The organism is Jejuia sp. G7-7, assembly GCF_055808955.1.
In genome coordinates this window covers 938,895-954,004 of the sequence record NZ_JBVVSZ010000001.1, presented here as the reverse complement: position 1 = coordinate 954,004, position 15,110 = coordinate 938,895, and the positions used below count along the sequence as shown (strand labels likewise).

At 31.7% G+C, this 15,110-nt stretch carries 17 protein-coding genes; 2 read left to right on the top strand and 15 right to left on the bottom strand.

All coding sequences use genetic code 11. The annotated features are described in order from the left end of the window. Positions 1-42 precede the first annotated feature (42 nt). The 14 genes from AC0L5U_RS04700 to AC0L5U_RS04635 all read right to left on the bottom strand — a co-directional run bounded on the left by AC0L5U_RS04700 (position 43) and on the right by AC0L5U_RS04635 (position 12,817). Complete coding sequence (locus AC0L5U_RS04700) at positions 43-1,299, bottom strand: hypothetical protein (RefSeq protein ID WP_473414913.1); 1,257 nt, start codon at positions 1,297-1,299, stop codon at positions 43-45. 99 nt (positions 1,300-1,398) lie between these two features. Then, positions 1,399-2,733, bottom strand: a complete 1,335-nt coding sequence (locus AC0L5U_RS04695) for a DUF5723 family protein (RefSeq protein ID WP_473414912.1) — start codon at positions 2,731-2,733, stop codon at positions 1,399-1,401. 111 nt (positions 2,734-2,844) lie between these two features. Next, positions 2,845-2,907: a hypothetical protein gene (locus AC0L5U_RS04690; RefSeq protein ID WP_473416168.1), complete on the bottom strand. Its 63-nt coding sequence runs from the start codon at positions 2,905-2,907 to the stop codon at positions 2,845-2,847. 13 nt (positions 2,908-2,920) lie between these two features. After that, the gene (locus AC0L5U_RS04685; protein ID WP_473414911.1) at positions 2,921-6,787 is read right to left on the bottom strand and encodes an FG-GAP-like repeat-containing protein; all 3,867 of its coding nucleotides are present in this window, start codon (positions 6,785-6,787) and stop codon (positions 2,921-2,923) included. A 132-nt stretch (positions 6,788-6,919) separates the two neighbouring features. Beyond that, on the bottom strand, positions 6,920-8,491 hold the full coding sequence (locus tag AC0L5U_RS04680; RefSeq protein ID WP_473414909.1) for a T9SS type A sorting domain-containing protein: 1,572 nt from the start codon (positions 8,489-8,491) through the stop codon (positions 6,920-6,922). Between the two features lie 103 nt (positions 8,492-8,594). Further along, positions 8,595-9,419, bottom strand: a complete 825-nt coding sequence (locus AC0L5U_RS04675; RefSeq protein ID WP_473414908.1) for a hypothetical protein — start codon at positions 9,417-9,419, stop codon at positions 8,595-8,597. 11 nt (positions 9,420-9,430) lie between these two features. Then, on the bottom strand, positions 9,431-9,901 hold the full coding sequence (locus AC0L5U_RS04670; RefSeq protein WP_473414907.1) for a response regulator: 471 nt from the start codon (positions 9,899-9,901) through the stop codon (positions 9,431-9,433). Beyond that, positions 9,898-10,053 carry a hypothetical protein gene (locus AC0L5U_RS04665; protein ID WP_473414906.1) on the bottom strand — a complete coding sequence of 52 codons (156 nt, stop codon included), beginning with the start codon at positions 10,051-10,053 and terminating at the stop codon, positions 9,898-9,900. The genes AC0L5U_RS04670 and AC0L5U_RS04665 overlap by 4 nt, the downstream gene beginning before the upstream one ends. Next, the gene (locus AC0L5U_RS04660; RefSeq protein ID WP_473414905.1) at positions 10,050-10,652 is read right to left on the bottom strand and encodes a sensor histidine kinase; all 603 of its coding nucleotides are present in this window, start codon (positions 10,650-10,652) and stop codon (positions 10,050-10,052) included. The genes AC0L5U_RS04665 and AC0L5U_RS04660 overlap by 4 nt, the downstream gene beginning before the upstream one ends. 110 nt (positions 10,653-10,762) lie before the next feature. Beyond that, complete coding sequence (locus AC0L5U_RS04655; RefSeq protein ID WP_473414904.1) at positions 10,763-11,359, bottom strand: hypothetical protein; 597 nt, start codon at positions 11,357-11,359, stop codon at positions 10,763-10,765. Beyond that, entirely contained in the window at positions 11,331-11,837 is a 507-nt protein-coding gene (locus AC0L5U_RS04650) for a hypothetical protein (protein WP_473414903.1), read from the bottom strand. Before AC0L5U_RS04650 ends, AC0L5U_RS04655 begins: the two co-directional genes overlap by 29 nt. Further along, a complete protein-coding gene (locus AC0L5U_RS04645; RefSeq protein ID WP_473414901.1) occupies positions 11,815-12,051 on the bottom strand; it encodes a hypothetical protein in 237 nt (78 codons plus the stop codon). Before AC0L5U_RS04645 ends, AC0L5U_RS04650 begins: the two co-directional genes overlap by 23 nt. Then, positions 12,048-12,473 (bottom strand): hypothetical protein, encoded by a 426-nt coding sequence (locus AC0L5U_RS04640; protein ID WP_473414900.1) that lies wholly within the window; start codon positions 12,471-12,473, stop codon positions 12,048-12,050. Before AC0L5U_RS04640 ends, AC0L5U_RS04645 begins: the two co-directional genes overlap by 4 nt. A gap of 158 nt (positions 12,474-12,631) precedes the next feature. Continuing rightward, positions 12,632-12,817 carry a hypothetical protein gene (locus AC0L5U_RS04635; RefSeq protein WP_473414899.1) on the bottom strand — a complete coding sequence of 62 codons (186 nt, stop codon included), beginning with the start codon at positions 12,815-12,817 and terminating at the stop codon, positions 12,632-12,634. A gap of 74 nt (positions 12,818-12,891) precedes the next feature. Here AC0L5U_RS04635 and AC0L5U_RS04630 point away from each other — a divergent pair, with 74 nt between their 5' ends. Continuing rightward, positions 12,892-13,278, top strand: coding sequence for a pyrophosphohydrolase domain-containing protein (locus tag AC0L5U_RS04630; protein ID WP_473414898.1), 387 nt, complete (start codon positions 12,892-12,894; stop codon positions 13,276-13,278). Positions 13,279-13,416: 138 nt separating this feature from the next. Here the strand turns inward: AC0L5U_RS04630 and AC0L5U_RS04625 are convergent, their stop codons facing one another. Continuing rightward, positions 13,417-14,481: a branched-chain amino acid aminotransferase gene (locus AC0L5U_RS04625; RefSeq protein ID WP_473414897.1), complete on the bottom strand. Its 1,065-nt coding sequence runs from the start codon at positions 14,479-14,481 to the stop codon at positions 13,417-13,419. 91 nt (positions 14,482-14,572) lie between these two features. On the opposite strand from AC0L5U_RS04625, the gene AC0L5U_RS04620 reads away from it, so the two are divergent. Further along, positions 14,573-15,031 (top strand): DUF4920 domain-containing protein, encoded by a 459-nt coding sequence (locus AC0L5U_RS04620; protein WP_473414895.1) that lies wholly within the window; start codon positions 14,573-14,575, stop codon positions 15,029-15,031. Positions 15,032-15,110: the final 79 nt, after the last annotated feature.

Here is a 15,110-nt window from a genome sequence, read left to right as displayed (position 1 = left end):
CATTAGTGGGGGTTTTTAGACCTAATTACAAGTTAGTTTACATTATAATTTATATTTCAATTTAAAATTTATTGCTGTAAATGAATTCTCAGCTTTAGCAATTTTATACAAACCATCCGTATCCAAAAAGAATTGTCTTTTTGGTGCATTATCATAAATGTAGTTCCAGCTCGCTATTAAAGTTAAGCTTTTGTTTAATTCAAATTCAAAAGATGTTAGTATGTCTATGAAATAATCTGATTGTTTATCGGTTAATATTTGCTGTGTTGGAGGGGTAGATAGCAAGCTCTCATTGGTATAAATATTATCTTCTGAATTTATAAAAGCTTGTTTAAAATAGCAGGTTGTTTTCCATTTATATTTTTCACCCCGAAGTTCAAATTTTGGAGCAAAAACGAATCTGTAAAGGTTGGTCGGTTCAAAAGTATTTTTAAAAATAGTATCATTTGATTTGCCATATAAACTCAAACTATCTTGAGTTTTTTCAATTTCATAGTTTATGCCAAATAGAAAGGCAATTCTAAAATGACTATATTTTCGTTTAAAAATATTTTCATAGTCATTCATGGCAGAAAATAAGGTGTCTACTTCAGATTTGTCAATAACTTTTGTTTTTCTACAAAGATTATTAGTAAGGCATTTATAGATTTCTTTTTTCGTTAATTTTTTCTTAGAATATTTCTTTTTCCATTTATATAGTTCGTCTAATAGTTTTGTTCCTTTCTTTAGGATGCTTTGGTGTTTTTTATTGACATCACCATTCTTGTGATAAGATGAATAAAAATTATATATGTAGCCGCCTCCAATTTCATAGCGTTGGTCTATACCTAAAAATTTAATTTTAGTACGTTTTACAAAAGCATAAGATTCATGATTAATAGAATTAAAAAGATTGTAATCCATTGAAATATCAAGCGTTGAAAAATTCTCTTCAAATTTTCCATTTGTAATTTGAGTTTGTAAATCTGTTTTTGCACTAACCTCTAAAGGATAATTATCATAATTAGCTTCCATACCCGTAGTGATGATGTATAAGTTGTTATTATCTACTTCGTTACCATTTAAACCAAAAGAAATAGAACCAGTAATTTTGCGTCTTGATTTTTCTGTTTTTTCAATAAAATTTAAATATTTAACTAAAGTATCAGTAGATTCAGTTGTGGCATTTAAGTAATGTAAATTGTTTTTTATTTTACCTGTAATATCTAAAATGTCAGTTTTAGGGGCATCTTGTCCAAGCAAGCTTTTTGAAATACCTATTAAGACAATTAATAGGAGTTTTTTTATAAGAGGTTGCATTGTGAATAACTTTAAGATTAGTTCTCAAATTTAATTATCACTTTTAAACCAAAAAATCCCCAGTAGTGGGGATTTTTAAACTTTATTTTAATCTAATTTCTATTGATAGATTGGTATTTTTAGACCAACATAAACATCGGTAGTTTTTGATGTATCTGATATTAAATTTGATATTACAGAACTAGAGCCTACCATTAATGGCCCAAGTCTTAAACCGGTACCCCAGGCAAAATCTCCGTATTGTCTAAAACTTACTGGAGAATAAATGCTAAACCATTTGGTTTCTAAACGTGGCGATACTACAACAGAGTTTATGATACTGTTAGCATTAGCAGTATTCTTTTTAACTAATGATAAATTGGTTTGTAAACTGATGTATAATTTGTTTTTAATTTGATAATCAGCTAAAAAATGAAAGGCTGTAGGTAACTGTAATTTTTGAGAAGCGGTTGCTTCAGTAAATGTATAGTTATCATCTAAGAAATCTTCAGTATCGTCGTCTTCACTATAGCCAGAAGTATCGGCAGTACCATTTACATTATAAGTTGTAACGGTACTTTCGCTATAATCTATTGAGCCAATATCTGTTATAGACGCACCAATTTTTAATTTATATTTGTTTTGCTTTCTCGAAGTTAAGGAATCTTTAATTTTGTTGGGTCTAAATTCATAAGTAAATCCAATATCTGCACCAAAACCAGAAGTTAAGTTATCAAATTCAATATCGTCGTTGTCAAAATCTTGACTAATACCATAAACTAATTCTCCTGTAGTTGTAAGTGTTTCGTTTGCAGCACTATACTGCCCATTAAAATTAGGGCTATTTACAAATACACCACCAGCACCTTGAAGATATTTTAAGGTAACACCCGCTTTTAAAAAGTTAGTATCGTTATCCATAAGTATACGTCCGTAAACTAGACCAACTTCAGCCCAAGCATGTACTGTGCCTGTTAAGTTTTCAGAGTTAAAACTGAAATCTTCTGCAATATCAAAACCATCAGCTATACTTTCATAAAGTTCACCGTTGATATTATTTATGTTGAAAAAGGCTCTCACTCTACTCACAACACCAACACTACTTTTAGGGGATAGATTGAACATAAATGAAGGCCCTAAAACATCCGCATTTAAAAAGAAGTTATTGGCATTGGTTGGAAATTTTTCAGTATCCACATCAAAATCGAAACCATCTTCAGATTTAATAACGTCGCTTAAATTGATACCAAAATAATCACTACCGCCAAAAGCACTTGCAGAAACTAAGTTTATGTCTGCTTTATAACGAGAATCTACAACGTTGGATGGATTAGATGTTAAACCGTGTACTCCAGCATAATTATCTACTGCAAAGCCAACATAGCTTTGAGCATTTAAGAAAGAACAAATACTAATACTAAATAGTAAAAGGGAAGAGGTAATTAAATTTTTCATATTGAATATTGATTGGTTAATAATAGCTTTCAAACATACAAAAAGTGTGTAATAGAAAAAAATCCCCAGTAGTGGGGATTTTAAACTCACTAAACTAAACTAAAAATTAAACTACTGTTTTATTATACGTTTTATGAAAATATTGTCTTTAGTTTTTATATGAAATAAATACATGCCAGTATTTAAGTTACTTATATCCATAATAGTATTTTCCTTGATTAAATTTTTGCTCTAAAATTTTTCTTCCGTTAGTATCGAATAAAGTGGCATGAGCTTCTTTATAGTTTTCTAATTTTATATTGATGTTATTTTTAGTTGGGTTGGGGTAGATACTAAAACTATTTTTATCATTTTCATAAACTGATAAATTAGCATCAATGACTAGTATTATATCTGCCCTTATAATTACTAAATCTGGAATCAAATTATTAGTGATTTCACAATAATACACACCGCTATCAGATTCTTGTGAATTTGTAATAGTATAGCTACTTGCATTGGCTCCGTTTATAGCCACACTATCCTTAAACCATTGGTAGTTGTCGCCCACGCCTTTGGAGTTTTTATTTTTGTTGAGTCTGGTATCATCTATAGTCAAGGTAATGTCTGTTCCAGGTGCAAACTCCAAATCTAAAGGTGTGTCTTTTGTGCGTTGAGGAGAGTACAGCAAATTTGCGTAGTTGTTGGCCTGTACCAAGGGTTCTAAATCGTTAAAATCAAAGTAGCTATTACGAATATTAAGAAGGGTGTTGACACTCGAGTTTATAAATTCAGAAGGAATTGCACCTTCAAACATGTTGCTATGAGCAATAACGTAGTCTATTTCGGCAAGCTCAATAGGGAGTGTTCCCGTTAATCCACAATCTGATATTTCTAAACCTATCAAGTTTGGTAAATTGAACAATTCTGGCTGTAAAGGTTGCGTAAGTGGGATTGAAGTAATGTTTAACCATTCTAAATTTTGAAGATTGGCTATTTCTGGAGGAACTCCATTGGGCAAACGTAATTGCCTGTCGCCTTGTGACCCTAGGACTAATGATCTCAATTTTGTTAAGGTCCAAATTTCAGAAGGAACGTTGCCTGTAATGTTTTGTCCCAATATATTTAACCTTTCTAATTCTGTTAAATTTCCAACCTCCTTTGGTATTTCACCAGTAATTGATTCTCCAAATGGTAAGTTTAGTGCGGTTAGCCTACCATTTTCAGGATGGAAATGTAAAAACGGTGACCATTCATGTATTGGTACGTTTATGTTCCATGGGGTGTCCCAATTGGAGCCGTCCAATGCATTGTATATTGCTATAAGCGCATCATAATCTGGGTGGTTTGTTGGAAGGTCTCCTAATTTAAAATATTCACTTCTAAGGTCAAGCCCAGGGACAAGGTTGCTGGTTGCTATGTAATAATAATACCATTTATAGTCATCTGTAGTATTTATGGCAACATTTATGCTTTCGTCAGATGAAACAAAACCACCTTCGCTTCCATCTGAATTAATTCTATACCAGTTATAGTTATTTTGAGATCCCCTAACATTGGTACTGAACGTTGTTGAGTTTCCAACTCCTATGGCTTCGCTATAAAATTCACCTATATTCTTTTGTGGAGCGAATATAAAATCGTTACCCATTTGCACTTGGTATCTTGCGAATTCATTTTCAAAATCACCAAACTGAAAATTATTGTCCCACATATAGAGATACGTTAGGTTAGAGTTGTTTAATAGTAAGTTGGGCACATTACCGCTTAAGTTATTATTTTGAATTTCTATCCCTCCAAGCAGGATTAAATTAGCAATAGATTGCGGGATATTTCCTTTTAAATTATTATTGGATAACCCTAAATTAAATAAATTAGAAAAGTTTCCAATTTCAATTGGAATAATTCCAGATAGGTTATTATTGTTCAAATAAATGGATGTTACCCTTGAATTGCCATCTCCGTATAAAGTGCCAATGCCATACCAAGTATTTATTGGTGCATCCGTTAACCAATTGGTGTTGTTAGTCCAATTATCTCCATTTGTGGCATTGTAAAAGGCTACCAAATCATCATATTCTGGATGTAAACTAGGATTTCTATTTAGAGTAGATATTCCTGTTCTTGGTGTTAGTCCAGGAATTATAGAGTTAAAAGCATAACAGGTATAAACTCCCATTTCATTCAACTGAATATTTTCTAATTCTAATGATGTAGAATTCGCGCCAGGTATAGCATTGTTACCAAAAAACCATTGGTAATAGGTGTTCGTTCCACTTGCTGGTGCTGAAGTTAGTGTAACATTATCGCCAACATTCAAAGTTTGCTCTACAGTATGGTTTTCATCTAGATTTTGTTGGGGTGTGTATAAAAATTGAGAAATATTATTTTGGTAGAAAACAAACTCATCTTCAAAATCACCGAACTGGAAATTGTTGTTGTCAAAAGTCAAAACGAATAAATTCTGTTGAGTAAAATCTGGAATAGTACCAGTTAAATTGTTTATTCCTAAGCCTAATCTTGTCAAGTTTGGTAAATTTGTTAATTCATTTGGTATAAATCCTGATAAATTATTCACAGCAAGATCCAACCATTCTAGTGTTTGAATATTACCGAAATTCCTAGGTATTTCACCTACTAGATTGTTTTGAGCTAAATCAAGAAACGTAAGATTAGAGAGGTTTTCAATCGAATTTGGGATAGTACCATTTAGGTTATTTTGTCTTAAATTGATATGTGTTACTCTTCCATTAGTTTCGGTAATACCATACCAAGATGAAATAGGTTTTGTGATGTCTAACCAATTGGTGTTGTTGGACCAGTTATCACCGCTAAGTTCATTATATAAAGCTAATAAAGCACTATAATCTGGGTGATTAATAATATCTAATTCATTATTTCTGTAAACTTTTCCATAAACTTGTGCTGTAGAGAAATCACTTCCAATTATAAACAAGTCATCATCCCCATCTCCATCAATATCTTCTAAAAGGTTAATTTTTGTGTCGTATACACCGATTAAAGCATAATCGAACGATAAATCAAAAGTACCATCGCCATTACCAAAATAAATACTTGTATTTGCATTGTTTGATGCATCAAGACCACATAGAATTATATCTTGGTTACCGTCATTATTTAGATCTGAATTATCTATGGAACTGTAAGTATGGGCTACAGTAGAAAAATAAGATAGTTGGCCTTGGTAGGTGTAATACCCAGGAGCATCATCTCGGTTTAAGAATATTGTGGCAGATGTGTTTTGTCCACTTGTGTTGCTATTAGCCCCAGTAATTATTATATCCTCATCGGAATCATTGTCTACATCCAAGAATAAAAGACTTCCATTTCCAGAATTAAATTGATGGTACGGTTGCTCTGTAAAAGAACCAGAGCCATTATTAAAGTAATACTTAGTTAAGTATTCAGTACCATCATATCCCATGATAAATAAATCTAAATCATTATCTCCATCAATATCATGAAATTCACAATTACTTACTGATACTTGCGGGAAATCTGTATTACTTACAATAGAAAAAACACCATTACCATTATTTAAATAGAGGTTTGTAATTGCAGTAGCACCTATTTCTCCACTTAATATAAGGTCATTATCATTATCTCCATCAATATCACCAAATGCTATATCTCCACGGCTTATACCAATAAAATTATTTTGTGTGTCTTCGGTGAAATTGCCATTGCCGTCATTAAAATAAAGTTTGGTTACTCTGTTGTTTCCGTTGAATCCCAAATATATTATATCTTGATCATTATCTCCATCAGCATCAAAAAATGTAACTTTACTTATGGTGATGCCTTCAAAATTATTACTAGTACTTTCTGAAAAAATGCCATTACCGTCATTTAGGTAAAGTTTGGCAATATAAGTGCCAACTTGGTTTCCAGTAATAAATATATCCATGTCTCCATCATTGTCTACATCAGCTAAATCAGTAGAACCTTGATTTACAGATGGTATTCCAGAATTAGCAATTTCTTCAAAATAAAATTGAGCATTAATGAAAAAAGGAGCTAAAAAAACAGTACAATAGAGTAATAATCGTTTCATAATGAGAGGGTTTTAATTGATTAATTAATTGTTAGATAAATTTATGGAACACTTTAAAGCAAAAAAATCCCCAGTACTGGGGATTTTAAGGTAATTGGTCGAAAAGTTTATCGTTAAACGGTTGGTTTTTAACTATTGCTTGATTATGCGTTTATTTACTGTTCCAAATTTAGAGTGGAATTTTAAAATATACATACCTCTTGATAGTTCTGAAATATTTAATGTTTTATATGGCGTTTCAACTTTTGATACCAATTTACCTGTTACATCTATAATATCAACAGATTCTATTGTAGCTTCCGATATGATATTTATATAATTATGTGCAGGGTTAGGTATGACCTGTAAGTTTGAGTTTATTGAAATTGATGAAACTGATAATGTGTTTTTATCAACTTTAAACAACCAATAATCGGTATTGCCATTGGGAGCTTCTGTATTATCTCCAGATAATTCGTCTATACTACTAACTATTACAAAATTGCCATCGTTAGTTTGTATTATTTGCTCAGGATACTCGGTAGAATTTGTCCCAAAGGTTTTATCAGCTATTACATTACCATTTGTATCTAATTCCACCAACCATATATCGTTACTATTACTATTTTCAGTTTTGTCTCCAGATATATTCGATAATGTTTCTGCAACAAACATATAACCACCACTTGGCTTTTCAAATCCAAGAGGCCAATATTCATCATCAGAACCACCAACTGTATTTTGCCATTGTATATCTCCTGTACTATTTGTTTTTATAAACCATAAATCTGTACCTCCATTTGTGTTTTCTGTTTTTTCTCCTCCAATATCTGAGTTTGAATCACCAGCTAGAAGGTAACCTCCATCAGAAGTAAGAATTAAATTTGATATTGAACTAGTTGAATTAGTAGTAGTACCACCATAAGTTTTCTGCCAATCAATGGTATTTGTATTACTTATTTTAAGTAACCAGTAATCTTCATTATTACTTGAGTTTACAGTTTTATCTCCAGAAATACCAGATTCGGCAATAACTCCTAGTGCATAACCACCATCTGATGTTAACACAAGACCTGTAACCTCCTCATCAGCATCACCTCCAAAAGTTTTATCCCATACAAATGTACCAGTACTTGTTATTTTTATCATCCAAACATCTGTAAATCCTCTAGAGTTTTCAGATTTATCACCAGAAATATCAGAATCTGAGTCTCCTGCTATAATTAAATCATTAGTTGCTGTTTCTCTTATTGAAACAGCATATTCGTTACCAGAACCACCAAAAGTTTTATCCCAAATTTTAGTACCTAAATTATTTGTTTTTATAACCCAAAAATCAGTATTGCCTTTTGAGTTTTCAGATTTATCTCCAGAAATATTAGAGTTTGATTCGCCTACAATAACAAAACCACCATCTGAAGTTTCTATGGCCGATACTGGATAGTCATTACCACTACCACCAAAGGTTTTATCCCATTCTATAACGCCAACATTATTAGTTTTTACTATCCAATAATCTGTGCCACCTCTAGAAGTTTCAGATTTATCTCCAGCCATCCCTGATTCTGATAAACCAACGAGTAAAAAACCGCCATCAGATGTATAAATAACGTCTTCAATATCATCGTAGCTATCACCACCGATGGTGTTCTGCCATAAAATTTGTGCAGTTAAATTAAAACATGTGAAAATTGATAACGTAAAAAGAAGAGATAATTGTTTCATAATTAAGAGTTTTAATAATTAATACCTCTTCAAATTTATGAAACGGAGTAAAGCCAAAAAACCCCCAGTACTGGGGATTTTTAATATTAAATTCAATAATATGTTAATCTGGTTTTTTGTTTTTGGATGTAAAAATATTATACCCTAAGCCCAAACCTAACCACGGTAAAGCATTGTAATCCCAACTTTGTCCAATTTTTCCACTTGCATGATCCCAGCCTGTAATTAAACCAACCTCAAAATTATTATATTCAAGCATTAACCCAATAAATGGCGTTAATGTACTAATGTTTGTTTCTGAGGTTACATCAGAATTTTCCATTGTTAACTTAGAAGAACCAATACTAATTCCTCCAAAAAGACTTAAATAACTACTGCCATTAGAAGCAATGCGCCTTCTAACACCTGCAGAGAGTCCAATGTTTGCATTGCCTTCAAAATCAAAGTAGCGTTTTTTTTCAGTATCGTCTTTACCATCTCCTGGTCGGATTTTTACTGGTATCGTTACTGCTGTACTTACGAAACTCCATTTGGGTTTGTCTCCATCATAAATTCTTGTATAATTAACTACTTGAAGTTCAGTAAGTCCAAATAACCTATTTTCGAAATCTGAATCATCAAAAATTTGAATTACATATAATTGTTGACTTGGATCTTTTTTTAAAATTTTCAATAATGCACCTTTAGGTAATTCTGCTCTAATACCTTTGGAGTTTATTTGAGGTTGGTCGTTTGCAAATTCTGAAATGGTAATGTTGGTTCTGCCAATTAACGGAGAAGTACTTTGAGTCTCTGTTAATTCCAGAGCTTTTATGTTTTTAGTAAGTTCATAAAAGTATCCTAATTTAATATCATTTTGCCCACAGGCTTGATATTGAAAAATTAAAATAAAGTTTATAAAAATAAGCGTAGTAAGGGAATTTTTCATAGTTATTGGTCTTAAAATTTATATTTCTTCTCCAAAGCATACCGCAGCAATTCGCCTTTACCTTGAAGTCCTAGAATTCGCACCATGTTTTTTCGATGTGTGTCTACGGTATGAATCCCAATAAATAAAATATCAGCTATTTCTCGAGAGGTTTTACCTTGAGCAATAAGTTCTAGAATTTCAATTTGACGTTTGGTTAAAATACCTTTTGACTTGTTTGAAGCTTCAGAATTTAAAATATTGGTGTTAATATTGGCATCAAAATAAGTTTCTCCATTATACACAGAAATAATTGCTTTATGCACTTCTTCAAGTGATGAGTTTTTTAAAATATAACCAGATGCCCCAGCATTTAACATTTGCTGAATAGCTTCGGTTTGATCAAACATAGTAAACGCCAAAATTTTGATAGACGGGTAGTTTTTCTTAATGTGTTTGGCAGCTTCAATGCCATCCATTTTTGGCATTCTTATATCGGTCAAGACAACATTAGGCTGTTTTTTTCTACAATTTCTAAAAGCGCTTCTCCATCATTGGCGGTGCCTACAATGGAAATGCCATCTTCGTAATCTAAAAGTAATTTTATACCATCAATTAGGGACTGGTGGTCTTCTGCTATAGCTAGTTTTATCATATCGGGATATCTATTATTATGGTAGTGCCTTTTTTAGGTTCAGATTCTATGGTCAAATTGCCATTTAAGTGTTCTACACGTTTGTCGATACTACTAATACCCATGCCTTTATTTTTGGTTGTAACTTGGCTTGGGTTAAAACCTTTGCCATTATCTTCAATCATTATGTTTAGGGTTTCTTCATGATTGGTTAAATGTATATTTGCTTCGGTAGCTTCAGCATGTTTAATAACGTTGGTAATTAATTCCTGGATTATTCTAAAAATTGTCAATTCTAAGCTGTTTTCCAAACGATTTTCTAAACCATGATCAATCACATCAACTGTTATTTTGTTGGAGGCTGAAATTTTATCCGCCATATTCTGTACTGCAATCAGTAAGCCTTGTTTGGCGATTACACCAGAATTTTTAGCATGGGCTATAGAACGTACTTTATGGTAAGCTTCATCTAGTAGGGTAGTGGTTTTATCAAATAATTCGGGTGTTTTTTTGTTTTTTAAAACTTCAAAATGCAATTTTACGGTTGCCATAAGTCCACCTAAGTCGTCATGTAAATCATTGGCAATACGTTGACGTTCTTTTTCTTGGCCTTCAATCATCGCATCAATACTAACTAATTCTTGTTCTTTTAAAACTGTTGCTAGTTTTTGGGTTTCAAGTGTTTTTTCTTGCTCAGCTAGTTTTTGTTTTTTTCTTGTGTTTTTATGGATTAAAAATGCTGTAATCCCACCAAAAAAATGAATGCTAAAGCTCCTAAAAGTAAATTTTTATTTTGTTTCCGCTTACTTTCTATTTCTAGGTTATCGGCGCGTAGTTTTTCGTTGTCGTATTGCTCTTTGATGTCAGAAATAAGTACGTTTTGTTCTTTAAGATTTATAAGTTCTTTTATGGAATCATATTTATACAAATAGTCATAAGCTTTTTCCCAATTCTTCATGTGATAGTAGGTTGTCGACATGTTATTGAATAAGATTTTTTTACTTTTTCTATTGAGTTTGGGTAAATTCATTATTTCAGCTTCAGCATAATAAACTAATGAACTGTCAAATTTTTTAGCCCTTCTATAAACATTCCCAATGTTGTTAAAAAGATTAAATTTTTTATTTATGTCTTTATTTAATAAAGTGTCTTGATAGAGTGTTTTTAAAGCTTTATTGTAATAAAATAAAGCGGAGTCATTTTTTTTGTATTTTATGCTATATAGCAAACCCATAAGAGAGAAAAGTTCACTTTTAGAATAAAAATCTTTATGTGACTTGGGTAGAGATAAAGCTTTCTTAAAGTAGTGTTTTGCTGAATCTAACAAATTTTCTTTGTAAAAGGCTATCCCAATGTTTGCGTAATAGTATGAAAGCCATTTTGTTTTTTTCTTGTTTTGAATAATCAAATATGTCTTTTAAATATTTATCCGATTTAAAATTTAAGTTGTTTTGACTTTTTAGTACTTCAAAAATACTAACTTTTAGTTCAATTATTTTTTCTTTAATTTCCAGAGTTTCATATTGATTTAAAGATTTATGATAATAAATTAGAGATGAATCTGCTTGATTTATATTATCAAAAGAATTTCCTACTAAAAAATTTAATTTTGCTTTTGTCTTTTCATCAAGTAAATTGTTTTTTTTGCTTTTGTGAATTTTAATTATCTCCTCATAGTTTTTTCTGGAGAAAAGAGAATCTATTCTGTTAAAAATAGAATAATCCTCTTGTGCATAATTAATTTGGCACAAGAGGATAAATAATATTATGGGGATGGTTTTATTATGGAATAGTGCTTCCGCCATCTTCATCTGGTCTTAAATTATTTTTGTCAGGATCACAACCACTAGCATTAATACTGTCGTTAATTTCTTGGTAATTTGAGCATTTAAACACAGTATTACTATATTTAATAATATGCTTGTAATTAAAATTATTAGTATTTATGGTAATAATACATAATTTTTTAAGGTTGCTGTTATATCTTAGTTTAGAGATGTCAAATTTCCTTTTAATCAAATATTTAGCTTCACAATCAGTTTCGGAGCCATCGTTGTTTTTTTGTTCAAACCGATAACTAAGACATTGAATTTATTATTGGAAATGTTTACACATGTTTCGATTTTCAATGCTTTGTCAGAAACAGGAATATTAATATCTAATATGTTATTTTTTATGGTGCCAAATGCTTGATACCTTTTGTGTTGCTGAGTACGATTCTGTATGTCAATGATTTGTTGGTTTCTCAAATCAAGGTTCAACCCGTAAATTTCAGTAAAATATTTCTCAATATCATATAAATCATCTGATAAGCTATCGTTTTTAGCTTTCATTGTTAATAAATCTTCTTCACAATTCTTATCTAATTTTGACTGATTAGTTTCATTCTTACATTGAGATAAAAAAATGGACATGCCAAATAAAATCATTATGATTTTCATAATTCAAAGGGTTTTATGGTTAGTTATATTGCAAACTTCAATAAAAAGTAAGCAATAAAAAATACCCGTTACTGGGTATATTTCTCATTTAAGTTAAAAGAAATTAAAAAGACGACTTTAAAAAATAGACAAAACGCAAATAAAACCGAAGTAAGGTTTTACATGAAGAAAAACTTAATAGCACTTATCATTCCAATAAAACCAATAAAAGCCAATAGCACCCAAAAGCTACCTTTATAAAACTTTTTATGCAGTTTTAAATCTCTGCGATAGGTATAACCAATAACAATAGCAAAGACGATGAAGAAGATAATTCCAAAAATGATTTGACCTTTACTAAACATATAGTTATTTTTATGCAAATTTAATTAATAAAGATGAGATTCCCGCCTTTGCGGTAATAACAAAACAAGTATTTATGAAGAATAAAATTGACGCTGTAAAAGCATTTCATACCGCATTTAAAATTGGACATAGAGAAACACCAAAAGCAGATTTGGGGTTAGATAAAAACACCTTGCGTTTCAACTTAATGAAAGAAGAAAACGAAGAGTATTTTGAAGCAGCAAATAATAACGATTTAGTAGAGGTTGCTGATGCTCTAGGCGATATGCTTTACATTTTATGTGGTACAATTATAGAGCACGGTATGCAATATAAAATAGAAGAAGTTTTTGAAGAAATACAACGTAGTAACATGAGTAAACTAGGGGAGAACGGACAGCCTATTTATCGTGAAGATGGAAAAGTTTTAAAAGGACCAAATTATTTTAAGCCAAATATAGAAGAGATTTTAAATAAATAGACTTTTGTTATTCTGAATTTGATACAGAATCTCGAAAAAAATTATTTAGTATTAAATAACAAAGAGAAGCAATTTGCTTCTCTTTGTTATTAGTTGAGTATTTCCTTCCCAATTGGGAAGAGATAGGAAGGGCTTTTTCTAAACCTTAACACGCCATCCAAAAGGATCTTCCACTTTATTAGTCTGAATATCCGTAATTCGCTTTTTAAGATAATCAGCATACGGTTTCTCTATTTTTGGCAAATCATAATCAGTATCTTTATATCCAAAACCAGCAATAGGAGAAATAACCGCTGCAGTACCAGCACCAAACATTTCTTTAAGCGATCCATTTTTGGCAGCTTCAACAACTTCGGTAACAGTTATTTTTCTAACCTCTACTGGAATATTTTCAGATTCGGCCAATTCAATAATACTTTTTCGAGTAATACCATCCAAAATCCTATCACTAGTAGGTCCCGTAATTAAAGTATCATTAATACGTACAAAAATATTCATTGCACCAGCTTCCTCAATATATTCATGCTCATGGTCGTCTGTCCAAATTACCTGTTGATAGCCTTTAGCTTTAGCTAATTGGGTTGGGTAAAACTGACCCGCATAATTTCCACCAGCCTTAGCAAAACCTACACCGCCATTAGCAGAACGAGAATATGTTTCTTCAATTAAAACTTTTACTTCGCCTGAAAAATAAGATCCCGAAGGTGCAGTACAAATCACAAACTTGTATTCATCGGCAGGGGAGGCATGGAATCCATTTCCAGATGCAAATACAAACGGACGAATATATAATGAGCTTCCATCATTAGTAGGAATCCAATCTTTGTCCAATTCCAACAAAGCCTTTAAGCCATCCATAAAATAGGCCTCAGGCAATTCAGGAATAGCCAAACGTTTTGCCGAAATATTTAAACGCTTACAGTTATCTTCAGGTCTAAATAACCAGACATTTTTAGCGGCATCTTTGTATGCTTTCATGCCCTCAAAAATCGATTGTCCGTAATGGAAAATCTTAGCCGAAGGGTCTAAGGTAATAGGCTGGTAAGGCATAATTTTAGGCGCTTGCCAATTGCCATCCTTATAGTCGCATACAAGCATGTGGTCTGAAAATACGCTTCCAAACTTTAAATCATCAAAATCTACATCGTTAATCTTTGTAGCTTTGGTTTTTATAATCTCGATGTCTTTGATTATAGCACTCATGTCTTGTTATTTTAGCCTACAAATTTATAAAAATCATTGTCAAAAAAACGGTATATTTACATAAAAGCGTTAAAATTCAAATTTTTATTCAATGAAACCTATAATACTACTCATAATCTGCATTTTAACTTTAAGTTCATGCGAAGATAAACACGCTTCTTTCGGCAAAAAAATTATAGCAGATGATGCCGTTGCAGCAAAATCAATGGCAGCACATTACCAAACCATGCAACAAGGCGATAGCATAAATTCCAAGATAAAAGCCAAAGTAAATAACGTATGCCAAGCCAAAGGCTGCTGGATGACGTTAAATTTAGCCGATGGAAAAGAGGTTATGGTAAAATTTAAAGACTACGGTTTTTTTGTGCCAAAAGATATTTCAGGAAAAGAAGTTATCGTAAACGGAAAAGCTTATGTAAAAGAAGTTTCGGTAGATGAACAGCGTCATTACGCCGAAGATGCAGGGAAATCTCCAGAAGATATAGCCGCAATCACAACACCAAAACGCACCTATTCTTTTGAAGCCGATGGTGTTTTAATAACACAATAAATTAATAGTATTAAGCCTTTAAAGTTTTTGGGCGTTACCCCGAAAAGGGGTCGGGCTTTCCTCTATATCTTTTTTAAGC